The following is a 22,560-nucleotide window of genomic DNA, read 5'->3' on the forward strand; positions in this document are numbered from 1 at the left end:
TTTTATTTTAAAGCTTTTTTCTTTACTGTTTTAATGTTTTCCTTTTGCATGGCATATTCTTTCAACCACAGGTCAGTCATGTCTTTGACGCTTATCTCGAACAGGCCTGCAATAAAGGCTACTTCATCCAATGTAAACTTGCCGACATCGCTCATCAGCTCGTTGAAGCGGTCGACCTTTTTCCCAAGCCTGTTTGAAATGACTGTCTTGGGCACAATGAGGTAGATGTCATTAAAGGACTTCAGTCCTCCGGTTTTGTGCATACTCTGGACAGCACGGAAGCGAGGATCACGGTCTAACATTTGGTAAAGAAAGAAAATAAGCTAATACGAGATGCAATAACTCCGAACAAGTTAGTTTTGCGCTCCGGAATGTGATGTGTGGAAGGGTTGATTAGTTAGTGCAGAAGTACTATATAGTATGTTTTTAAGAGCGTAAAAGGGTGTTTAAAAAGGTGAATGGGAAGTGAGATACACCCATATATTTCATTTTGATAATTTGTCGGATGGGTAGTCTCCATACCCATATTCTTCGCCCTCCCGTAATTCCCTGCCGGTGAACTTGCCGAAGCGGATGATGGCATAGGCCAGCCATGCCAGCAGTATGGGTGACAAGAACAGCAAAATGACGGCTATCTGCCGCAGGGTGTGATTGTCCTGGTGCAGCAGTATGATATAGGCCAGCAGATACAGGCTGGCAAACCAGACGGCAAAGGCGGCGTTCCGGATCATGTATAAATTTACGAAAAATCCGGAACATGCTTTTTTACTGATCTTTGTCATGCACGCGCCGATAAAAGTCATAGATAAGCTCTTCTCCTGCTGTTAGTTTTGTGAAAACGATCTGATCATGAAACCAATCATTGTTCCCGTCAATTTCTCCGAATATGCGGTCAATGCCGCCCGCTATGCGGCTGACCTGGCCCTGGCCATACGGGCCGAGCTCTATCTTGTCCACGTGATCCAGGTACCTGTTGCCTCGACGGAAATGCCGATGGCAGAGTCGCTTTATAAGGAAATGGTCGATTCCGCCGAATTGAATTTAGAGAGTTTGAAGGCGGAGTTAATGAAACGTACTATTCAAAGGGTGCCGGTGAGATGTATCCTGAAGGTGGGCAGCGTGTCCGGAAAGATCAAAGATCTGTGCCAGGAGCTGGGACCTTATGCTGTCGTACTGGGTGCGGCAGGCACTACGCTTGAAAAATTCCTCGCTTCCAGCCCGGCAGCGTCCCTCCTGCATAGCCTGCATTATCCCGTACTGGTGGTGCCTGAAACGGGTGTCTTTCACCATTTCCGGCGTATCCTGCTGGCATGCGAGCCGAAGGATATCGGTGCAGGGATCCCCTATTCGCTCCCCCTGCTGAAAGATATGCGCAGGTGCTTTGGTTCCAGGATCGATATTTTGACCATCGAGACGGAGGCCACGGCTAATGAAGAGCCCGCTGTGTATCCTTCCGAAGTTTGGAAGGGGGCGTTCGGTGAGTTTCATCCGGAGCTGCATTATGTCAGGGCCGCCAGGATCGAAGAGGGTATTTTGCAGTTCCTGGGCCATCATGAGGCAGACCTGGTCATGGTTTTTCCAAAAAGGCACAGGCTTTTTGAGTTTCATGTCAGCCAGTCCAGGAAATTGACTAAACGCAGCCCTATACCTGTTATGAGCATACATGCATGATGGTGTGGGGTATAAAATAAGACCATCCAGATAACCTACGTTACCGGATGGTCTTGACCCTTAAAACAACCTGTCGCAAGCGTTAAGTAAGGTTAAACCAGGCCTCGAAAGTTATATACGTAATACGATGGTTTTTAGATTTGTAAGGGGAAAGTTTTTTTTATTGGAAATGTTTGATTTTTACAACTACCTGTTTCAATCCCGCAAACAGGGTCCCTGCATCCCGTGGTAGCTTTGTGCAAACAAAAAGCACAATGAAAAACAATGTATGGTATGTCACCGGTGCGTCCAAGGGACTTGGGCTCGCCCTGGTCAAAAAACTACTTAGCAAAGGGCACCGCGTCGCCGCTACGTCCCGCAATATTGAAGCGCTGCAAAAGGCTGTAGGGTATGACGGCCGTATTTTCCTGCCGCTGGCGGTTGACCTTGCCGATGAAGGCAGCGTGCAAAAGAGCATCGCGGACACTATCGACCATTTTGGCAGCATCGACGTTGTCGTCAACAATGCTGGCTATGGCCTGGCGGGTGCGCTGGAAGAATTGACCGATGAGGAAGCAAGGGCCAATTTCGATATCAATGTATTTGGCTCGCTGAACGTAATTCGCCAGGCGCTGCCTTATATGCGCAAGCAACAGTCGGGTCATATTTTCAACATTTCATCCATTGGCGGTTTTACGGGAGGTTTCCCTGGCTTTGGCATCTATTGCGCCACCAAGTTCGCGGTGCAGGGTTTTACCGAATCACTGGCGCAGGAGATAAAGGATTTCGGCATTCACGCTACGGTGGTGATGCCGGGATATTTCCGTACGAATTTCCTCAGCGATACCTCTATCAATGTTCCCAGGCACGAGATGGCTGAATATAAGACTGTCAGAGCGATACAAAGCGCCCACACGGAGGAGATCAATGGCAATCAAAGTGGCGATCCTGAGAAGGCAGCCGAGGTACTTATTACCGTATCGAGGCAACTGAATCCACCGGTGCATTTATTCCTGGGGCAGGATGCGTATGAACTGGCGGATGCAAAAATGGACATCGTAAAGGCGGATATGCATGCCGTGAAGGTATTAGCGACTGCTACGGCCATTGACCAATTAGGGCCAGCCCGGGGCCTGGATAAGTACGGTCTATTGCGTAGTTTTATGGGTAAATATTATTCTATGTTGAATAGCATACTGGCAAGTTTTTATGAGAGAGACCTCCGCAAGCTCATCGAAGAAGTCAACTTATTCAGGAATGAAGAAGACCTGTGGAGAACGCAGGGATCTGTGAAGAACTCAAGCGGGAATCTTGTATTACATATCATTGGGGGCCTGAATTACCTTATCGGAGCTACGCTTGCAAAAACCGGATATGTCAGGGATCGTGACCAGGAATTTACCAGGAAAGGCGTGGCCAGAAAAGATCTGGTGGCGCAGCTGGAAGCGCTTATCCCTATGATCAATGGAACAGTGAGTGGGCTCACGCAGGAGCAAATGGAGGCTGAATACCCGATTTTCTTCGACAAGCCGAAAACTTCTGTCAGCTATGTATTGGTGCAGTTGCTGGCCCATTTAAACTATCATCTCGGGCAGGTGAATTATCTCCGCAGGATTTTTGAATAAAATTAAGTATATTGATACAGGAGATGATTTAAAGCTAAAGCGCCCGATATGCATTTTTCCTTTACTTATGCCGGCAAGGATCAATCCCGGGTCGATAAAACACCGTCACAGCGATCCCGCGGCGGTAAATCCATGCCGGCAGTTCCTATTCAAGGCAGGGCGCAAGCCATCCCGCAAAAGAAAGAGGCCGTGCAGGAACTTAGAAGTGATCCTGGCGCTGCGATAGGGCGTTTCGTTGTTCAGCGCGCTGTTGGCTTTGAATATGAATTAGATGGCAGCTTTGTTTCATCTAAAGTTACCAAGGAGAAAAAAAAGACGCTCGGTCTCTTTGGAGATGATGAGCCTTCAAAGCCTATCGTTGACCTTGAAAAAGGATATGTTATTGCGGATTACGACAGGTTTGACGTATCTGTTGACAGCACACCTGTCGGCTTTGATGTGGAAATACGCATTAAAGAGGTGGACCATATTTCTCCCGCCACCCTCACCGATCTGCAAGCTACCGTATACCAGGTGTTGAGTATACTGGAGATATTGTCAACAGCCACGCATCCTGTGTCGGGAGATACAATCGGCGGGGATCCCAACGTGCTAATGTATGGCGATTTTTCATCAGGCAGCGTACAGGCCACTGCAGGCCTCAGCCTTACGGCACTTCATGCCTTTCTCTCCGGCGAAATGGGGGTCGTGCACGAGAACAGACAACACAAATCAATAAGAACAAAGGGACTTGATCATCCGGATACAGAAGAGCAGTCGGTAAAGGCCTTTAATTTGCGCCAGTATGGGAAAGGCGGGACGGTACTGCTGCAAAAGGCCCAGTACTATGTGAATATATTATTTCCATATCTAACGAAAGGAGCCAAAGAACAAGTAGCCGCGGTGATCACTTCCATCCTGACCATACCCATCACAGCAAGGGACAACCAGCTGCCTTATGCCAAATCCGCTACTACCTTTTTGGCCAGATCGGATTATGCCACTGTCTTCAATGAGCTGCCTGCGGCCGTGCTCATGAACAAGGAAAGGCTGAAGTTTTTGATCATGGTTATACTTAACAGTTATCTTCCCACCATTAATGCCCGGCAAGTGGGACTGGAATCACAGGTTTATCCCCGGGGATCTATTAAGGACAGCCAGGGGCTTTCGCTTACCATCGGTGAATGGCTGGATGGGCTGCTCCCTGCAAGCGGTACAGTGGGGGGGACGCAAGCCCCCAAGGATTATCTGTCGGATACAAACTATCCAAAAGGCAAATACAGCAACGACGATTTCTCACAACTGGAGTCGCTGGGAGGATATGGAAGTAAGACAGATGCCGGTGAGGGCGGTAAAAGGCTGCCCATATTTGAATTCAGGAAATATCTAAGCATACGGCCCAGGGACCTGCTGCCTGTAATTTCCGGAATATGGGAATTGGTTCACCTGGCGAATAAAAAGAAATAAGATATTATGCATACACACGCTGATAAATCGAAGGAGAATAGAAGCAGGTCTGTTGCTGATAGCTTGTCGAAACACCGGAGTAACAGTAAAATGAGATCAGGCATAGAAGCAGTGATCCAGGGAAAGTTTCAAACGGACTGGGGCGAATTTGATGAAAAGCATTTGAGTGTGCGCAAGGAGGACGGCAATGAAGTGGGTGTGGAAATATTCATTTCATACGATCCTGGAGAAAAAACCGATGCTACTGCCATTGGTATGACGCAAATTGTACGGTCGAGTCAACAGGACAAGCCCTATTTTCTCAGCGAGCGACAGGGGAAACAAGCCAGCTCCAAAGGGTTTCACATTGATCGCCCATCTGTAGTTGCCCGGAACCCACTGTACGCGACCGGTATAGGCAAGCCCGGTGAACAGACCCTGAAAGAGACCGGCGGGCAGGCGCCTGTAGAAAAAATACCTACTGAACTTCCGCGAGAGCGAAGCTATTCGAAATACCCCGGAGAAGAGCCGGAAGGACCAGTGAAGATAGAGGAGACAAATGACCGGAGCTCAGTGGTAAATGCTTTGAATGCATTTGATGCGTACCAAAAGGGTAACGACACCGCCGGGGAATTGTTCTCAACGTTTTCAGAATCTGTCAGGCAAGAGGCGGTGGAGGAATGGCAAAAACAACCGATGAAACAACACATGATCGACGTATTACTTCATCCCGGGTTGGTGCATAAAGGCGTGGGTGAGCACGGATATCGTAATGCAGAGACGGGGGAAAAGAAACCTGCTACCCTGCTTGACGGCCCTCAAGCTCCGATGTCGCATGGTGATTTTGAGCTGCAGTTTGAAACGACCGCACTCGCCATCGACGGAAAACAGGCAGGCACCTACTATGGATCGGCGGGTTGGGGCTTTAGAAGAAGAGGTGGAAAAGTAGAACCCCTCCCTCTCTATCTGGTATCGAGAGGGTTACCCTCCGACAATTTTAAAGAGGCAGCCGAAGCATGGAATGCCAGTCAGGCATTGCGAAAGGGGGTTTTGAAAGAGGATACCGGATTTTATAATTCCCTTCATGCAACCACTCCTGTAGTAGTGTTGAAAAAAGGAACGGAAGTGGACATCAAAGGAAGCACCAAAGGGACGATTGGTATTCTTTATGAGGTATCCAATTTTACTGAGGGAGGGTATGTGCTGGAATCGGCGGTGACGGGCGTAGGAATACCGGTAATTCCCCTGCCCGAACCGTGGAAGGGAGGGGCAGCCGGGCGCCAGGGCATCGATCGGGGAGAGAAGGTGACGGAAAAAAGAACAGAAAAGAAGTCACGTAGAAGGAAACCAAGAATAGCGATCATACACGATCCGGAGGAGGTGAGTTCCAAGGCCAGTCCTTTGAAACCCCCTCCTTTGAAACCACCGGACGAGATCCCGGACATCATGAGCGCTTTCAATAAATACCAAACGGGCGATGAAGCGGCCGGAATAGCTTTTCTCAAGTACAGTGTGGAACTGCGGACGGAAGCCGTTAAACAATGGGTGAAAATTCATAACAAAGGCTACAGCTATCCTGGGGAGGAGCCGGAAGATGTTTAACAAAAGCATTATATCCCTGCGGTATATTCAATTCTCCAGCGCAGCTTGTTCAACGAATCCACTTTGTAATCGAATCTCCGGATGATCAGGTGGTAGAGGCTATCTGTGAGGTTCTTGTCGTCCTTGAAATCAATGTAAAAAAAGAATACATGCAGGGCGCTGTCATCGGCCCGGTTGATCGCATTTACCCAGGAATTCCTGTCCGGTCCTTTTCCTTCGGGGCCGTACAGCAAATAAGGTTTAATGCTGTCGTGGGCTTTCAGAAGGTAATCGCTTTTCAATTCCAGGTCCCGGTAGGACGAATCACAACTAACCGAATAATAAACAGGTTTGCCGGAGCGGTTGATCAGGGTAAGATTGGCAGAGCGGTCATAAGACTGGCAACCGGCAAGCAGGAGCAATACTACCCAGCATGATATTCTGGTCGGGGACATATAAGGTTTTTAATGAAAAAAGGGGCTACATAAATATAATAAGAAAAGGAGTTCGATCTTCCGGAGAAAAACAGTAATTTGTTAAGGATAATCATTAAACCTCTTCATATGTTTTCCGGTGGCGAAAAAATCTCCAACTCTTCTTACCGCGACCAGGCCGCAGCGAATAATTTATCGAAAACCCGTCCTTACCAGGGGCTTCTTCAGGCCAAGTCTCCTCTGCCCATCATACAGCAAGTGCAGTCGGGGGATAACTTATTGCAGGCCAAAGGAAATGATGTGCCGGAAAACAGGACTGGTATGCCCGATGGGTTGAAAACAAGCATGGAAACCATGTCGGGTTTCGACCTCTCGGATGTGAAGGTACATTACAATTCTTCCCACCCTGCCCAGCTCAATGCCCTTGCCTATGCGCAGGGCAGCGACATCCATATCGGGCCTGGCCAGGAACAGCATTTGCCGCATGAAGCCTGGCATGTGGTGCAACAAAGACAGGGAAGGGTACAACCCACCATGCAATTAAGAGAAAGCATACCGGTGAATGACGACCCGGGCCTGGAAAAGGAGGCGGATATGATGGGGCAGAAAGCTGTGCAGGCCATGACTGCAAGCCATGACTAATTGTTAAACCAATTGTTAAGCCTCTTCACTGCATCGTCTTACCTTCCTTGCCGAACTCTTTCCGGATACCTGTCAGTATATCCTTGTGCAGGATGATATTCGCACCCCGCTTGATCGTCAGCAGGGAGGCATAGCGCGTGACATTGATGATCGCGCCGCCTGTCATTTCATATTTTTCCGCGATGGCTGTCAATCCCTCTTCGTCTTCCAGCACTGTATTTTCCGGGAATGATTGCCGCCACAGCAGGAGACGCTCCGCAGGCCCTGGCACGGGGAAATAGACCATGGACTGGAACCGCCGGCTGAAAGCCTCATCCAGGTTGGCTTTTAAGTTAGTGGCCAGGATGACTACGCCGGGAAAGTCTTCCATACGCTGGAGGAGATAAGACACTTCCTGGTTGGCATAGCGATCATTGGAACTGGCGGCCTGGGTACGCCGGCCGAACAGCGCATCGGCCTCGTCAAAGAACAATATCCAATGTTTGTGTTCGGCCTGGTCGAATACCTTGGACAGGTTCTTCTCCGTCTCTCCGATGTATTTGGATATTACCATCGACAGGTCGATGCGATAGACATCCAGGCCGGAAGATTTGCCCAGCAAAGTAGCGGTAAAGGTTTTGCCCGTCCCGGGTGGTCCGTGAAACAAGGCGCGGAAGCCGGGTTTGATCTTTTTCGACATTCCCCATTCGTTGAGGAGGGTATCGCCGAACTGCAGCCAGTCCCGGATCTCCTGTACTCCCTGGAGTGTGTTGTCATCCAGCACCAATCCGGACCAATCCATTTCGGTATGGATCCGTTTGGCGGGGAAACGGATGCTAAAATCAGGTTGGTGGGACACGCCTTTCGTAAAATAGCTGAGGTACTCCGCCGAGATCTGGATCATTCCGCTGAGAAAAGGTTCCCCGGCATGGGGATGCTCCAGGGTCAGTATATTGAACTTACGGAAAAAATGATCTTCCCCGAACAGGTCCAGCAGGACAAACCTTTTTTCGAGGTTGTCCGCAGCAAGGATAAAGGCTACGGTCTCGCCTGTGGGAAGGAAGCCGCCATGATTCTGTCCTTTGATGCCTCCGAACTCTGTAAATCCCCGGTCGTAGTCCGCATTCCTGATGAAAAAGATATCCAGGAGGTGTGGTTGCAGGTGAGGCGCCAGGGCAAGTAATAAAGTGATACGTTCCGAGAGGGTCATCCGGTAATGCCTTACCACTTTGCTATATAAAGAGAGATCTCCGGACAGGTCCGGTGCAGGAACTTCGCTGATCGAAGTATAATGGCAATCCTGTCCATGGAATAATTTCATGCGGGTGTCCATCACTTCCGCAAGCCATGCCATTTCTCTGGTGAGGATGGCAGCGTTGGCGCTCGTAGTATTTATGTCCATTCTGTATTTAATATTTTATTCATCCATGGCAGCCGGATGAGTTTCCAGCTCCATGGAAGATATTGCAACAGCACATCTATCCCTTTTTGTTCTACCTGTAGTCGCCACCCGTCCTGCACCGGAGTCAGCGCGCCATCCCGTTGCAGAAAGGATAGCCTTAGTGCCTCCGCAGAACTATTCTTCATTTTCTCCCACTGCTGGCGCAACACTTCCATCAGCTGCCCTGCCACTTCTTTTTCCATCTCCGTAAGGGTGATTTGCAGGGAAATGGTTTCTTCAAGCGGGATGTCACATAGAATTTTATTGAGTACCAGTCCCTGTTCCGGATGCTCCTGCCCGTCATCAACGAGGAACTGCAGCAGATGTACTGCCCGGTGCCGTGCCGCCTGATCGATGAACTGGTTCTTTTCTGTCAGTCCTATTCGCGCAAAGAAATGGGGTAATAAAGGATGCAGCAGGACCAGGCCGGCGTTGTGGATATAAATAGGCCCGGGAGCAATTTCGCTGACTAAGATCTGTTCGACTGCCGGCAGGATCTCGCTCCCCATATACGCTGTCAGTAATCGCAGGGGCTCTTCTCCTGCCAGCCGGATAATATGCAGGACCAGATGACGGGCGGGGCCTGTTGATGCGAACAGCGAGCGGATCGCTTGTTGTATTACCGGCGGGGGCGCCCCTTCCGACATTAGTAACTTCATCAGCGTAAGAGGGCTTTCCCGGAATAATAAATGCAATGTCTGTTGCAGCAATCTTTCTTCGTTGTGACCAGCCTGCATCCATTTCCCGGGCCATCGCCCGTGTGCAAGAAAATGGGTCAATGCGGATAGCCATTCTCCCGGGGAAGATGGATAGTCGTTTGGAGAAGCGGTATGGAGAGGCAGAACCGCGCTCGTGGGGGGACTGGTTTTTGGGAACGAGCCGGTGTCCGAAGGGGCGTCGGCGGTTAAGGGCAGAACACTGTTGCGGAATGGATCGGGATGCAGGGGTTCTTCACATCCTTTCAATAGTACGGCCAGCGAATGGAAAAGGGAACTGTCCCGTTCCGACCTGATATCCTGGCCGATGCCCTGGACCAGGAAGGCCAGCAGCTGGCGATAGGACAATTGGTGGCGGCGCGAAATCCGCCGGATATTATATTCCAGGAATACGCGGCTATTGAACACATTCCCTCTTTCCGTCCAAAGAAAAGAAAGGATCAGCTCCCATACCGATTGATAGAAGCTGCTGCTGTCTGTCTTTACGAGGAATTTCTGACGCTGCAAGGTTTCCAGCCTTTTCGCATAGTGAAAAATAAACTCCGATTCGTTGGGCTCTCTCAACCGGACCAGGCTTTTGACCGTGGCTTCGTCGAAAGTGTGAACGATCCTGGCCCAGATGCCTTCCCGTTCGCTCATCGACCGGATCATGTCATAGGTGGGGTCCGGCGCCTCTGCCATCAGCCCGGTGAAAATTTCGGATAAGTCAGACTCATTATATAATGTAGCCAGCCCGGTCAGGCTCCCATGCAAGAGGTAGGTGCGGATGACATTCATCTTTTCCATCATCAGACTGGCGGCGCTTTGTGGCAAGCCCTTTTCTACCGCATATTCTTCTTCATAAAATAAGGTAGAAATTATCCCTGACAGGGAACTGCGCCTGACAAGCGCCATGCTGGCGGATTCCAGGGCCCTGAAAAGGAGCGCGATCAGCTCACCGTATTCCAGATTGTACTGCCGGGCCATCTGTCCCAGCGTACTTTTTACAAATATTTTCCTGTTAAAGTTGCTGCCTCTGTCCACCAGCAGGTAGGTGAATATGAATATCCAGAGATCCTTTTCAAATTCGTTGATCTCCCGCCGGAAAAACTGTTCCGTCGACTGTATGTGGATGAGATCGGTGTAGTAAACGAAGATAAAGGCAGCTTCATCCGGCTCCAGCGTCTCCACCACCGAACGGATGGTTGTTTCGGGAAATTGATAAACCAGCCTCCTTCTTACATATTCCCGCTGGCCTGTATAGATCAGCAGGCTTTTCAGCCCGGAGGGATCGTCCAGTATCAACCTGTCTATCACAGCTGCGGGATTAACCAGCAAATCCCCAGCAGCCCACCAGGGAAGCGTGCCTGTCATAAGAAAATATTGCAGCAAGTCTGTCAATGATTGGTTCCATTCCGGCTTTTCGCGACGTGCATATTCATTGAGAGCGCGCTCCAGCTCTTTTTCCAGCGCCTGCGTGAATCTCTCCCTGAAATCTTTCTCCAGTCTGTCATTCCGGATCCTGCCCAGGTCCAGTGTCAGCTGATCCAGCCGCAGCACCAGTCCATCGGGGATCAGACGATCGAAGACATCCGTCATTACAGGCGTGGCATCGTTGTAAAACAGACGGCTGAACCTGTTTTGCAGATCGTAAGCTTCTTTTTCCCGGGAGAAACCGATGTCAAATATCTGCCGCTGGATGATATGGTAAGAGGTTGGCATATCAATAGATGCCTTTTTTTAGAAAGTGAATGATGCGGTCTGACCAGTGTTTTCTGGGGCCCGGATCATCCGGGTTTTTTAAGGCCTGGATCCAATTGGGATACAAGACTTCGAATTCTTTCATATCGGATATATTCAGCCATTGAAAATAAAGCCGAATATGCGCGGGCGTGTGCATCCTGAAAAGGTCCATCGCGAAGGTGCGGAAGCCGGGGTCCTGGAATCTTGCGGGCCAGGCGGGTAATACCACCGTCATATTAAAATTGAAAAATTCTTCCCGGATCATGCTCTCGTCCTTTCCTTTTACGAGCATCTCAAAGCGGGGATAGAATCGCAGCTTGTTTTCGCCGAACAGGAGCAGCTGTTGCCGGATATGCTCCATGTCGGGCGCCGCCTCTTCCCAGATCCATTTCTCCAGGTCGATGGGGTCGCTGAAAAATCCCAGCTCTTTATGTCGCTGTAACAGCACCCTGCATCGGCCACCGAGGTTTTTGACGGCCCATTCGGTTGTTCCGGCGTCCGGAGCGCCTGTGGGCAGTGGCGCCGTCGCCGCCGCTTGTACGATGCCGGTGAGTATGCTTTCCCTTTCCATAAAACCTGTCCAGCGGGCATGCTGCAGGAGTACGTCCTTTTGTGTCGCGCAGAACCTGAAGCCGAAGGAATCCGAATCTATGGCGGGGCGCAGCAATACATGCTCTACAAGATAAAAGCCTTCGGACAGGATGTTTATCTGGCGGAGCTGGTCGATCAGCTTTTTCAGCGAGGTGATGGCTCCCTTTTCATCCTGGTGCCGGCTGATGATCTGCCAGCTATTCTCTGCAGGTTCCGAAAAGAGGACCAGCCATCCTCTGCCTCTGTGGGGGTCCGGGCCGATGGTGTAATTTCCGGCGCTGAGGCCATGCAGGAAGAAAGACATTTTTCTGTTGGTAAAATTCCAGGAGTCGCCGGCATCCCGGAGGTCCGGGGTCTGAGGGTGTGCAGCAGGTATCCGTTGCCGCATGGTGGCGGCGCCGGCAAAGGTTACCCATTCCTGTTTTTGCTGATCATCGCCGGCGGTGGCAATGGTGGCGGCATCTTCATTTCCGTGGCCAGGGCTGAGGGTCATCATTTTCAATACTGCATCCGAGAGGGGGGGCGGCGGCGAGGGGGGGCGGATGTAGAGCAGGTCCGCCATTTTTTTATAAAATCCTCCTTTGTCCTCCCCGTCTTTTAAGAGATAATTGCCGCCTCTTACTCTGCCATATCCTGTGTCGACCATGTTTTTAAGCAGACCGGCTTTCCATTCGATGATCTCATCCTGTCTTTTTTGCCTGTCCGGCATCCGGTACAGGTGCGCATATAGTCTGACGGGCAAGGTGGATGGCTGTTCATTAAACCGGGCCAGCAGGTGGTCCAGCACAGCATTTTTCCTTTTGCAGTATGCTTCGTCTGTTTCAGATCCTTCTGACAGCGTCTGTATATATCCGTTGTTACTGTCATTGATAAACGTGTCCCAGGCTTTTTCGTCAGCGGGGCCGGCTAGTTGTGTAAATGCCCGCAGCAGGTGGCGAATGCCGGGAACCTGGTATAGGGGCTGATGATAATAGGTCTGGTCCGGGACATCGAATGCGAAGAACCGGGATACATTGGCCAACTGGGCGAGATAATTGGCCAGCACCTGCTCGAAAAAAAGCAGGTAAGCCTTTAATTGCCGTGCGCTGGCAATCCGCTCGGGTGATGGGTGTCTGCCAAGGCCGTTGGTGCCAATGCCATAAACGACGGGGAAAAGATGCTGCAGGGAATGATAGTACAGCACATCTCTATATTGCCCCTGACTGATCCTGGAGGTGGCATGGGGATCCACCACCGGCTGGGAACTTCTCCGGGCGGCCTCGTCCACCCGGGGCCATATATCATTGAACACCGATTCGCGTATGCGGACCTCATATTTGTCCTTAATCAGGCGAATAGGGGATGCGGAAAGACCTTCTTCGAAATACAGGTAGGTCCCTTCTTCCAGATGATAGGGGGCCTTGCTGGCGGAACCTTCCGGCGTGATGATGCTAAGGTCCCTCACATAGCTGACCCCTGGTACCTGGGAAATGACTTTCATCAGCTCTGCCGGATCTATGAATTGTTTACGGGGAGGGAGCTCTGCATCGGGGATAAATCCTTTCTTCAGGAGGGGGCCGGTGTGGATATCCTCTACCTGAAGGCCTTTGTCCAGCAATTCCTGCTCAGTATAGTACTTTACGGGCGGGTTGATCGCGGCTTCCAGGTCGCGGTAAATATGGGCCAGCAGCCGTTCCGGCTGATCCCCTGTAATGACCACCTCGGCCCTGATGCGGATGGGACGGGGGCGCAGGACGGTGATATTTTTGACCAGGTCTTCGCATAGATTCCTGCCGGAGACGAAGCATGCGCGTACTTGTCTTTGCAGGTCCCTGGCCCATTCATCGTCATCCGCGCGCAATTTCTCTGAAAATTCTTTCTTCACCTGAATATGCATCGTATATAATCCGTGCATGGTGCCATAGGAGAAGCCGGACATAAAGGGTTCCAGCCAAACATTGTGGAGGGAATCCATCTTGTCCAGCATGAATTTCCTGAAATCCTTCACCGTGACCGGATTGCTGGTGAGGATGTCCTCACGGACATAGAGAGCATTCTGCTGCAACCGGATCTTTCCTTCCTTGTCCGCCAGCAGATCAGCCATGGGAAAATCTGTCCTGTAGGACAGGTCGGTGATCATATAGCAAAGCGCTTCCAGGATCGTTACTCCCGGATCATGCAAATTGTAATCGGTCCATGTTTCGCCGCACAATTGTTGCATCAGCTCAATGCCCCGCTGACGAAGAAAGGAAAACTCAATCATGCATCACCTCCTCATCGTCCCATAACCGGGTGATGGAATAATGGATCACCACTCCCTTTCCGAAATTACTGTTTGTTCGGAGCTGGAGGGAGTTATTATGTGTGGTGCCTCTCCACCGGAGGCTCAGCCGGTTCCAGAAAAATCCGTAGTGGGCGCAGGTCCTGCGGATCCTGCTCCTCGAATGGCCATAAGCGCTCAGCGCTATTGCATGCATGATGGCGAACCGGCCTGTGTTCCTGAGCCCCGTGCGGGCGATGATCTCGAAAGCCTGGCAGTGGTCCAGCCCCGACAGAATGGTATGCCATTTGCCATCTGCCGGCACAATACAAGGCCCCGGCTGCTGGCTGAAGGTGCCTCTCCGTCCTTCCATGCCCACGCATCCCTTTACCTCCAGCTTGTACCGTGGATCGGTCTTTTTTCCAATGCCCAATCTTCCTCCTTCCTGTAAGAAAACGCAGTTCTCCTCTTCCTTCATCTCTTCCGGCCTGGATGCGCATTGCAATTGCAGGCCTTGCAGATGCTGAATGTTCTTGTCGATATAGAAGAAAGGCTCCATTTCATCAATGCTGCTGTAGAAGGTGACCAATCTTTTGGAAGAGCCGGAAGAACTGACATGCAGGCCATTCGCCTCGTCCTTGGAGAACCCGTCATCCTCCCTGTTGACCATGGAGTCGATGAGGGAGCTGAAATGTTTTTCGGAGGGGAGGCCGCCATTCCTGAAAAATTTCTTTAATTCTTCCCTGCCGTGGGTCTTTCCATTGCCCTGGTTATTCATAATGTTTTATTTTACGGGGTTAACAAAAGTCAGGTTGAAATATTCATCCGGACTCTCTCTGCTGACAGGCTCTTCATCATAGCCTTCCTGCTGTGTCTGCCGGGGATAGGAGATCAACAGTTCGTTGCCGATGTAAAGGTCTCCGATGCCTTTCGGGTCAGGAGCGATATAGTCGTCATTATCCAGCAATCGGATCAGGTGATGATCGGACGGGATCAAAACAGCCTCGGGGACGGAACCCTGGATGAACTCGATGGGGTGTACTGCCGAATCGATCATTGCGCCTTTCAATTCACCGGTGACCGCATCTTTAACCTTGAAGAAATGTACGACGGAAAATCCTCTCACCTCCGTTATGTAGGGTCTCTTTTTGATATAGGTAAGGAGCTCCGGGATATAGATCCGCGTACCGATCCTCACGGCGGAGTCGGGTGCGTATATCCAGGGGCAGAGCCATTGCCTGATATCTTCGTGTAATTGTTGGAGGTAATATCCACTGCCGGCATCTTTGGCGAGCTGATCCGTCAGCCTGATCCGGCAGGCAATTTTGATCTTCTCATACACGGGGTTGCCGATCTCTATATTTATAAAAGGTGAGGCAAAGCCGGCAAGATAATTTTTGACGGCGAAGAGGGTTGACAGGTTCACTTTCGGCTGATCGATATATACATTGCCGTCGGCGCCTTCTTTGGGTATCAGGATCACCTGGATATCGACGCCAGGGTACACGGATTGCCGCTGATGGCTGGTCCCGAAACATTTCACTACGGCGATGGAAGGAAATTTCTCCAGCACCAACTGTTCTATATCCAGGGACGTGAGGGGACGTTTCTTATGACGAAGCCGTTCGCTGATGCGGGTGTAATAAGCTTCGTCCTTTTCTGCGGATGATCCGCCGAAGGAGAGGAAAGGTTGCCAGACTTGCTCCAGCCCCTGCACTTTACGAATAAAATTCTTTATAGATCCGGCAGGCAGGACGAAGGTGGAATCGGAGAATGGGTGTTCCTTATCCGGCACCCGCTCAGCCAATCCAGCCTGGGAGAGGATGGCGATGACTTTCGATTTCATGTCGGTGGTCACACTGACAGAAGCCCTGATCCAGAAGAGACCGGCAGGCAATATGGTATGCTCCAGGCTGATGAGCTCCGGCAATTTCAGCCGGACGATGCCTGTGTTGATAAATCCGTGGGTCGTATCGGTCAAAATGCTGCCGGCGCTCATCGTCACCCAGTCATTATCCACCAGGTAGCTCCAGGTGATGCTGCCGGAATCGTGCAAGGTATGGTGGAAGTTTTTTTCATCGAGCTGAAAAAGGAGGGAAAGCTCTTCGCCCGATGTGGCATCGCTGAGGCCCAGGTGCAGGTGACCCCCGGTGTCAAAGTCCGGCAGAAGGGAGATAAACCGGGCATCGTCGCCGGGGTAGATCTTTTTATATCCGAAGGGATATTGATGAATAATTTCCAGCCCACCCGCGGTGTTGCCGGACTCCCGGGTATCCTTGAAAGCCTCCGCATGTTCCAGCGTATAATTGACGCTGGCGGATTTAGCCCTGGGCGTATAGGGTTGATTCGGCAAGGGAAGTTTCCTCGTCCACAGGCGGGCGTTGTGCATGGCCACCTCGGGGAAGATCTTTGGGAACAAGGCATGTCCGAAGGCTTCCGGTGGGGAGAGCAATTCGAGGCGGATCGCACCGTTGCGGAAAAATCCATTGGATTCTTCTTCTTCCTGTGCAAGCAAGGGCAAGTTGGAAAACTCCAGCTTTTTAATATCGATTCCCCTGATCCAGGTCGTGGAAGAAGGGCCGTTGACCCCATCGTCGGGGCTTCTGGTATACAGCGGGAAGGTCTGTTGCTGTGCCACGGGAGGTTGTACTGTTCCATTCCTCAGGGCGCCGATGCCAATCCGGAATGAGTCGTCGGTGACCCCGGTGTTATATCCTGCAAACCAGGTGGCAAATCCGCCCGGTTCTTTAGGCAGGTCCATCCATTCCAGGCGGACAGCCAGATCCGTCGTATAGCGATTGAAAATGTTGCTGTTCTTAATATCCAGGTAAGAGCCCACGACCGGCTGTGGGCCGAAAGGCTGGAATGCGCTGTCGATGGCCAGGTTGCCAATGCTGTTTTGCATTTTGACCTGACGGAAATGCTGTACCTGTGATCTCAGATGGATCCGTTGGATCAGCAGACTGCGCAGGAAAGAGAAAGCGTTGTGCGGAGCGTCATTGTTGATCAGCAGGCGGAAAGCAGGGAAGGTTGTTCCGTGATCCGGCCCATGGATCCCTGGCTTATATACCTCGAGGGCTTTCGCAGCGGGACCTAATTCAATGAGGACCTCCAGGGTATTGTTTTCCGGCATGCGCACGGTGTACCTTTCCGCGGGGCTCCAGCCGTCGGCTGCTGTAAAATCAATGTCAAAAGCGCGGGTAAGGATCTCGTTTTGTACTGCCTGCTCCGTCTTCAGAGAAGCCGCCGCGAACCGGGTGATATAATCACCGAGACGCTTGAAAGACGACGGTTCAAAATAAAAGGTCAATTGTATCTTCCGCTGTGCTTCCGTCAGATAGAAAACAGGAGAGGCAAGCAGAAGGCCGATGTTCGTATCGTTCATCGAGCGCTGAAGCCTTGCCAGCTCATCCTGGTCCTCGCCAAACAGCGGCCAGGGAACCTGTGTGTTCCCTTTCATCAAAAGATCGGCTGTGGCGCCGGGATAATCACCCTGGTATACCTGGGCGTTCTTTAGAAGGCTATGATCGGGGTCATCGTCCAGGAATACGGTCCTTTCGCTGATGAATAGGGTCTTCAGCGCTGCAACCTTCACGGGTGTAACGGTAGTATCTGTTATCAGCCGGTATTTCAGCGGGTCTTCCCGTCCGGGTATTTCGGCCAGCATCTCTTCGCCTGCATTCAACCGGACGAGACCGGCATTGATGTTTGGGGTGAACAGCAGGTGCACTTTATCCGGGACCTCTGTTCTTGTTGCTATAGCCAGGATATTCCGGTAGTAATAATCCAGGTGTTCTTTTGTCAATTGATTGATCTCTTCCCGCAAATAGCCGTACAAATGGAGGAAGGTGATGAATAGGCCCAGGTGAGGTGTATACTGCTGGTCCGTCCAGTCATAATTCTTCCGGTAGTAATCGGATACTTCCTGTAGCCGGGTGCATTGTATCAGCAGGTCGGAAAAAGCTTTATGCAGCCCGGGGAGGAGCTGCAGCAGCTGCTCCTGGCGGCCGGCGGGGGAAGCGGGACGGGTGGTGGATGAAGGGGAGGCCGAGGCGGGCGCATGAGGGTCGACCGGGAATGCGGGTCCGGGTTCGGAGGCAATCACCGGAGAGAATAAAGGGGAAAAGCTTTCCAGCTGAAGCCGGATTGCAACGACATTTTCCATGATCCCGGCCATTTTTGCCGCTATATGGGCTGGCATGGGAGTGGTGTCGACCTTTTGCAGCAGGTGGCCCAGGGAGTCGGCCAGCTTGAAAACGGTGTTGATCAATTCCCGGGAGTTATCCCGAAATGCATCCTCGTCTGCCGAATGCCAGATCTCTGCCAGGAGGGAGCCATATGCTTTACTGTGGGCAGAAAGATCCCATCCTGAAATAATCAAGGTGAGGATGTTGATGTCGGAGCTAAAGAAATCCTGCCAGTCCCCGTCGATAATGTTATCCGCGTTGTAGTAGTTGATCTGACCGGCCAGGAGGGCGGCCAGCTGCATTAACTGCGCAGGATCTCTGTCATCAATCCCGATGTTGCCGGGAAAGAGCATCCGGAGCAGTCTGTCCGACTGGCTCAGGCCATCCTTTAATTCAGCTAGTAATTGATCCTCCATGGTTTCTTCGGTATTTTACCTCATACATTGGTCCCTTCTCCCCTTAGGTAGAAAGGGAAAACAAGATTATGCCTCGTATTGGTAATGACGATGGAATAATGGATCGCTATATGCAGCACGCCATCCAGCTCATCCCGGTCCAGCATCTCCGCCGAGATAAAATTTACTCTTGGCTCAAAGTCGAGTAGTGCATGGTATACCATATGATTCAGCTCCGCTATCATCGCCGAGTCTATTTTTTCAAAAACAAGCCTGGAGAGATTACAGCCGAAAGTCGGTTGCATGATCCTCTCGCCGGGAGTCGTGCTTAAAATGATCCGGATGCTTTCGGCAATATCTTCTGCATCGGAGACCAATCGCACCCGATGGTTGACCTTGTCGAAGAAAGGCGGGAATCCCCATCCTGTGCCTAAAAAAGATTGTCTGTTTGCATTCATCGTCGATGTTTTAGGGTATTTAACCGCCTATCAGCACGGTGGGATAGCCGATGGAGATCGTTCCTCCATGAGCCGTCAGGTCTCCCATCCGGGCGGCGGGCTTTCCGCCTATGCTGACAGTAGCGGAGCCTTTCTGGATGGCGTCCGGGGGGCCTACGCAAACGGCGGTATCGCCCAGCACTGCGGCCGGCATATTGCCGATCAGCACGGTGGGCACGCCGGGCCCGATGACAGGACCTCCTACATGCGGAATGGGTGGGAGACCCGGTGTTACCATCGGGCATATGTGGAGATCTGTTATCCTTGCGGCTGGCTGTCCCATCTTCTATTCATTTAATGATTTTAATTGATCATGACCATCCCGCCTTTTACGGTGGTTTGCCCGGTGGCGGAAAGTTCGGCGCTGGCTTTTCCTTTCGCAGTGAAACCGATGTCGGCGGAATGCGTAATGTTCATTCCTGTCAGCGCAGCGTCCTGCTTTGCCGACAGGTTCAACTTACCTGTCGCCGCCAGGTTAATATTTCCCGTCGCTTTCATGGTAATATCTTTTCCGGTGTCAAGTGTGATGCCCCCGGAGCTCATCGTGATCTTATTGCTATTCTGGTCTTTGAGCTCAATGGATTTGCCGTCGTCATCGAGGGTGATCATATTGCCTGCCGGCGTCTCGATCTTCAGGATCTTTTTCTGATCATCAAAACTTATCTTCAGCTTCGATTTTGTCGTAAGCGACCTGAAATAGTTATTCTCGTCCTGCATGGGAGAGGGGGAGGCTTTGCTGGTGCTGTATAAGGAACCGATGATCACCGGGTATCTCGGGTCGCTTTCGAAGAAACCTACGACTACTTCGTCCCCTACGTCCGGGAAAAAGACAGAACCTGCCTGATTAGTGGCGAAGAGGTTGGCCACTCTTGCCCAGATGGGTTGGGCATCTGCGGACTGGGAGGGCAGGACGATCTGAACCCTGTATTCGGAGTTGGGGTCGCCGGAGAGTTTTTTCACTGTTGCCACCTGCAGGCCATGTATGGGGGGGAGCTGGCCGCCTGCGGCCGGTGGAGAAAAATCTTTTTTCTGTGTGACGGACGTATTATCCAGTCCGAATTTCACCGTGGTGGTCCAGTTCCCTTCGTCGATGGTATGTTTGACGGAAGACACGAATACGCTGCCGTCATAGGTGACGCCGGTGCCGTCCAACTGGATATTGTCACCCGGCTTGATCTTATCATTGCCGATGAAAGTGATCTGTCCTTTCAGTGCGCTCATCCTTATCCGGAGAAGTTTTCCGTCGGCCCAGGTTTGCAGTTCGTCCCGTGACATCCCCGTATTCGACTTAAGCACCGGAGGGTCTACCTGTTCGGTGGAAGCGGCTTTAATGGCGCTTTTCAGCGGCTCTGGCAGACTGGGCTCGTTGGCTTTCACTTCCAGGAAATTCAATCCTTTGATGTCCCATGACCTGCTCTTGACCGTGGTAGGTTGGTTTTCCGTATCAATTTCCGCATCGAAGGAATAGATGGATTCGCCGAACGCCACTCTCAAAACCGGCGCCGTGTTGAGGGAAGGTGCGGTAACGATCAGCGTGTCATTATCCAAAATGACTATTTGACCGTTGAACTCAGCGCGGGCCAGGACAAAATCCCAGTCGGAGGAACCGCTGGTCTTCAGCATTACGTCCAGGGCAGGGCTGGTAGTATCCGCCTTGCAGCTCAACCCAGGGTAGGTGCCTACGATGGCTTTTATGATATCGCTGTCCGTCTTTTTACTGAACTCGGTCGCATTTTTGTTAAAAGTCATATTCCGGGCGCGATGGGAGCAGCTGACTTCCAGGGTATATGACCCAGCCGATCTTACCCGTATCTTTTTTTTCAATATAACGCCCTTAAAGATGGATGCTTCATCTCCGTCTGTACCATAGGCCGTTTTTATCTCGATGCTGCTGCCGGGCTTCAGCTTCTTATCTTCCTTCATATCGAAATTGCGGGTGGCCAGGCTATCGAAAATGATGCTGATCTCAGCGGTGGAGATACGGTTGATCTCATGCAGGATCTCCAGGGACAGCACCGGGTAATATTCTTCCAATGTACTGCCGTCTACTTCCACGGAAAGACGCAAGACAGGGTCCTTAATATCTATAGGGGATTGAGGGGGCATGTCATTTCTTCTTTAATGGGGGAAAATAGATCTCGTCGCCGGGGCGGATGGCTCCAAAGTGTGAAAGGTTGTTGGCCTTTGCTACATCCACATAAAAGGAACTATCCCCATAGATACGGTAGGCCATCAGGGGGAGGGTGTCCCCTGATCTTACGGTGCGGACATGGGTAAGGTCCGGAGAGCTGGATTGGGCCATTCTCAGCTTGGTCTTGAAATCTATATTCTCCTTGAACTTGAGCTTGACAGCGGCCCGAATGGGAGTGCCATCGGGTTTGAACAAGTTATATTTGAGGGTAAGCGATTCGCAAACACCCGTAAACTGAAGGTTTTTCCAGGCGATCTTCAGATAGTTGGGCCGGTGATAAATGCCCTGATAATCGTATATGATATTTTTCAGGGCCCGGATATAGCTATCGATATCCGAATAGCCGGCGGGGAGGGGGATTATACCGGTGCCGTCTACGGTGAGATCGAGCTCGAGCGACGTCGGCCCCATGCCGGTGAAGATCTGCGTCCCGGCATTGTTCTGTTTTTCCTTAGAGCTCTCATAGTTCACTGCATAATTCAGCGAATAGGACTCGGGATTAAGGAATGCGTCGATCGATTTGCCAAGGGGCTGCGTACATACAGCATCCTTATAGGCTTCTATTTTTAATTTGATCAGGTTGCTCATTGCAGTATGGCAGTTATCGTTCGGCCCTCTTTTCCAACTTTATCAACACTTCGTCCACGCATTCCCTGATGATGGCTCTTTTGATGGCGAAAAGGGCCTTTTCATCGGAAGGCGGCGTTGTGTTCTCTTCTTCTATCGTGACTTTGATCACCAGTTCTCTTATTTCCAGGGGCATGGTATCATGTTGTTCTTTCAAAATAATCAAAGGATAGCTCCAGCGTCTCGATGGCGATGGCATTTTCCTGGGCCTTGAATTCGGACATCCTGATCGCTACGGGATAGGCGTTGGTAAAATTCCAGGTAGCCAGCGGCACGCCGTCGTCGTTGAGGAGACTCAAGACAACGGTCTTGGTGGAAAAAATGAATTGTTCCGTGGCTCTTCTGGCCCAGGTGATCAGGAAGGAATCCGTGATCATCCCTCTTTTCAGGACAAGGTTCTCATATTTCGGGCGGGTAGGCAACCTGTGAGAGAACCGGTTCTCCCCGCCTTCTTTGACTTCTTCCACATCCAGCTTGACGTTGAGGCCCGTGACTTCCTGGAAGTTCCCTTCGTTCTGACCGTTGATACCTGAAACGCTCACCCGAAAATAAAAGCCGACGGGTGGGTAGTATGGACTTTGTGCATTAGGCATTCCTTTGGTATTAAGCCGGTGTTAA

Annotated in this window: 19 protein-coding genes; 5 read left to right on the forward strand and 14 right to left on the reverse strand. The window is 51.1% G+C overall.

Going from position 1 to position 22,560, the window contains the following annotated elements; all coding sequences use genetic code 11:
• Window positions 1-2 precede the first annotated feature (2 nt).
• Together Q4E93_RS15875 and Q4E93_RS15880 are read right to left on the reverse strand one after the other, a co-directional pair.
• On the reverse strand, window positions 3-302 hold the full coding sequence (locus tag Q4E93_RS15875) for a hypothetical protein (protein ID WP_303586807.1): 300 nt from the start codon (window positions 300-302) through the stop codon (window positions 3-5).
• A 183-nt stretch (window positions 303-485) separates the two neighbouring features.
• Entirely contained in the window at window positions 486-731 is a 246-nt protein-coding gene (locus Q4E93_RS15880; protein ID WP_303586808.1) for a hypothetical protein, read from the reverse strand.
• 118 nt (window positions 732-849) lie between these two features.
• On the opposite strand from Q4E93_RS15880, the gene Q4E93_RS15885 reads away from it, so the two are divergent.
• The 4 genes from Q4E93_RS15885 (at window position 850) to Q4E93_RS15900 (ending at window position 6,302) form a co-directional block, all read left to right on the forward strand.
• Entirely contained in the window at window positions 850-1,671 is an 822-nt protein-coding gene (locus tag Q4E93_RS15885) for a universal stress protein (RefSeq protein ID WP_303586809.1), read from the forward strand.
• A 254-nt stretch (window positions 1,672-1,925) separates the two neighbouring features.
• Window positions 1,926-3,275, forward strand: coding sequence for an SDR family NAD(P)-dependent oxidoreductase (locus Q4E93_RS15890; protein WP_303586811.1), 1,350 nt, complete (start codon window positions 1,926-1,928; stop codon window positions 3,273-3,275).
• A 48-nt stretch (window positions 3,276-3,323) separates the two neighbouring features.
• A complete protein-coding gene (locus tag Q4E93_RS15895; RefSeq protein ID WP_303586814.1) occupies window positions 3,324-4,721 on the forward strand; it encodes a hypothetical protein in 1,398 nt (465 codons plus the stop codon).
• A 6-nt stretch (window positions 4,722-4,727) separates the two neighbouring features.
• Window positions 4,728-6,302 carry a hypothetical protein gene (locus Q4E93_RS15900; RefSeq protein WP_303586816.1) on the forward strand — a complete coding sequence of 525 codons (1,575 nt, stop codon included), beginning with the start codon at window positions 4,728-4,730 and terminating at the stop codon, window positions 6,300-6,302.
• Between the two features lie 8 nt (window positions 6,303-6,310).
• On the opposite strand, the gene Q4E93_RS15905 is transcribed toward Q4E93_RS15900, so the two are convergent.
• Window positions 6,311-6,736: a hypothetical protein gene (locus Q4E93_RS15905; protein ID WP_303586818.1), complete on the reverse strand. Its 426-nt coding sequence runs from the start codon at window positions 6,734-6,736 to the stop codon at window positions 6,311-6,313.
• Between the two features lie 108 nt (window positions 6,737-6,844).
• On the opposite strand from Q4E93_RS15905, the gene Q4E93_RS15910 reads away from it, so the two are divergent.
• A complete protein-coding gene (locus Q4E93_RS15910) occupies window positions 6,845-7,357 on the forward strand; it encodes an eCIS core domain-containing protein (RefSeq protein WP_303586820.1) in 513 nt (170 codons plus the stop codon).
• A 25-nt stretch (window positions 7,358-7,382) separates the two neighbouring features.
• Here the strand turns inward: Q4E93_RS15910 and Q4E93_RS15915 are convergent, their stop codons facing one another.
• Genes Q4E93_RS15915 through Q4E93_RS15965 form a run of 11 tightly spaced genes read right to left on the reverse strand, consistent with a single transcriptional unit; the run spans window position 7,383 to window position 22,535 of the window.
• The gene (locus Q4E93_RS15915; protein WP_303586821.1) at window positions 7,383-8,738 is read right to left on the reverse strand and encodes an ATP-binding protein; all 1,356 of its coding nucleotides are present in this window, start codon (window positions 8,736-8,738) and stop codon (window positions 7,383-7,385) included.
• The gene (locus Q4E93_RS15920) at window positions 8,729-11,194 is read right to left on the reverse strand and encodes a contractile injection system tape measure protein (protein WP_303586822.1); all 2,466 of its coding nucleotides are present in this window, start codon (window positions 11,192-11,194) and stop codon (window positions 8,729-8,731) included. Before Q4E93_RS15920 ends, Q4E93_RS15915 begins: the two co-directional genes overlap by 10 nt.
• A gap of 1 nt (window position 11,195) precedes the next feature.
• Window positions 11,196-14,048 (reverse strand): hypothetical protein, encoded by a 2,853-nt coding sequence (locus Q4E93_RS15925; protein ID WP_303586824.1) that lies wholly within the window; start codon window positions 14,046-14,048, stop codon window positions 11,196-11,198.
• Entirely contained in the window at window positions 14,041-14,823 is a 783-nt protein-coding gene (locus Q4E93_RS15930) for a hypothetical protein (protein ID WP_303586826.1), read from the reverse strand. The genes Q4E93_RS15925 and Q4E93_RS15930 overlap by 8 nt, the downstream gene beginning before the upstream one ends.
• A 6-nt stretch (window positions 14,824-14,829) precedes the next feature.
• A complete protein-coding gene (locus Q4E93_RS15935; RefSeq protein ID WP_303586828.1) occupies window positions 14,830-18,648 on the reverse strand; it encodes a hypothetical protein in 3,819 nt (1,272 codons plus the stop codon).
• Between the two features lie 20 nt (window positions 18,649-18,668).
• Window positions 18,669-19,085, reverse strand: coding sequence for a GPW/gp25 family protein (locus Q4E93_RS15940; protein ID WP_303586830.1), 417 nt, complete (start codon window positions 19,083-19,085; stop codon window positions 18,669-18,671).
• A 19-nt stretch (window positions 19,086-19,104) separates the two neighbouring features.
• Entirely contained in the window at window positions 19,105-19,407 is a 303-nt protein-coding gene (locus Q4E93_RS15945; RefSeq protein ID WP_303586832.1) for a PAAR domain-containing protein, read from the reverse strand.
• 20 nt (window positions 19,408-19,427) lie between these two features.
• A complete protein-coding gene (gene vgrG, locus Q4E93_RS15950) occupies window positions 19,428-21,230 on the reverse strand; it encodes a type VI secretion system tip protein VgrG (protein WP_303586833.1) in 1,803 nt (600 codons plus the stop codon).
• Between the two features lies 1 nt (window position 21,231).
• Complete coding sequence (locus Q4E93_RS15955; RefSeq protein ID WP_303586834.1) at window positions 21,232-21,903, reverse strand: CIS tube protein; 672 nt, start codon at window positions 21,901-21,903, stop codon at window positions 21,232-21,234.
• 13 nt (window positions 21,904-21,916) lie between these two features.
• The gene (locus tag Q4E93_RS15960; RefSeq protein WP_303586835.1) at window positions 21,917-22,099 is read right to left on the reverse strand and encodes a DUF5908 family protein; all 183 of its coding nucleotides are present in this window, start codon (window positions 22,097-22,099) and stop codon (window positions 21,917-21,919) included.
• Window positions 22,083-22,535, reverse strand: a complete 453-nt coding sequence (locus Q4E93_RS15965) for a phage tail protein (RefSeq protein WP_303586836.1) — start codon at window positions 22,533-22,535, stop codon at window positions 22,083-22,085. Before Q4E93_RS15965 ends, Q4E93_RS15960 begins: the two co-directional genes overlap by 17 nt.
• Between the last annotated feature and the right edge of the window lie 25 nt (window positions 22,536-22,560).

Source organism: Flavitalea plasmicola (assembly GCF_030546645.1).
Classification (GTDB): domain Bacteria; phylum Bacteroidota; class Bacteroidia; order Chitinophagales; family Chitinophagaceae; genus Puia.

Coding starts and splice junctions, on each gene's coding strand:
- Q4E93_RS15875 (WP_303586807.1), bottom strand. CDS start 302: ATGTTAGACCGTGATCCTCGCTTCCGTGCTGTCCAGAGTATGCACAAA.
- Q4E93_RS15880 (WP_303586808.1), bottom strand. CDS start 731: ATGATCCGGAACGCCGCCTTTGCCGTCTGGTTTGCCAGCCTGTATCTG.
- Q4E93_RS15885 (WP_303586809.1), top strand. CDS start 850: ATGAAACCAATCATTGTTCCCGTCAATTTCTCCGAATATGCGGTCAAT.
- Q4E93_RS15890 (WP_303586811.1), top strand. CDS start 1,926: ATGAAAAACAATGTATGGTATGTCACCGGTGCGTCCAAGGGACTTGGG.
- Q4E93_RS15895 (WP_303586814.1), top strand. CDS start 3,324: ATGCATTTTTCCTTTACTTATGCCGGCAAGGATCAATCCCGGGTCGAT.
- Q4E93_RS15900 (WP_303586816.1), top strand. CDS start 4,728: ATGCATACACACGCTGATAAATCGAAGGAGAATAGAAGCAGGTCTGTT.
- Q4E93_RS15905 (WP_303586818.1), bottom strand. CDS start 6,736: ATGTCCCCGACCAGAATATCATGCTGGGTAGTATTGCTCCTGCTTGCC.
- Q4E93_RS15910 (WP_303586820.1), top strand. CDS start 6,845: ATGTTTTCCGGTGGCGAAAAAATCTCCAACTCTTCTTACCGCGACCAG.
- Q4E93_RS15915 (WP_303586821.1), bottom strand. CDS start 8,738: ATGGACATAAATACTACGAGCGCCAACGCTGCCATCCTCACCAGAGAA.
- Q4E93_RS15920 (WP_303586822.1), bottom strand. CDS start 11,194: ATGCCAACCTCTTACCATATCATCCAGCGGCAGATATTTGACATCGGT.
- Q4E93_RS15925 (WP_303586824.1), bottom strand. CDS start 14,048: ATGATTGAGTTTTCCTTTCTTCGTCAGCGGGGCATTGAGCTGATGCAA.
- Q4E93_RS15930 (WP_303586826.1), bottom strand. CDS start 14,823: ATGAATAACCAGGGCAATGGAAAGACCCACGGCAGGGAAGAATTAAAG.
- Q4E93_RS15935 (WP_303586828.1), bottom strand. CDS start 18,648: ATGGAGGATCAATTACTAGCTGAATTAAAGGATGGCCTGAGCCAGTCG.
- Q4E93_RS15940 (WP_303586830.1), bottom strand. CDS start 19,085: ATGAATGCAAACAGACAATCTTTTTTAGGCACAGGATGGGGATTCCCG.
- Q4E93_RS15945 (WP_303586832.1), bottom strand. CDS start 19,407: ATGGGACAGCCAGCCGCAAGGATAACAGATCTCCACATATGCCCGATG.
- vgrG (WP_303586833.1), bottom strand. CDS start 21,230: ATGCCCCCTCAATCCCCTATAGATATTAAGGACCCTGTCTTGCGTCTT.
- Q4E93_RS15955 (WP_303586834.1), bottom strand. CDS start 21,903: ATGAGCAACCTGATCAAATTAAAAATAGAAGCCTATAAGGATGCTGTA.
- Q4E93_RS15965 (WP_303586836.1), bottom strand. CDS start 22,535: ATGCCTAATGCACAAAGTCCATACTACCCACCCGTCGGCTTTTATTTT.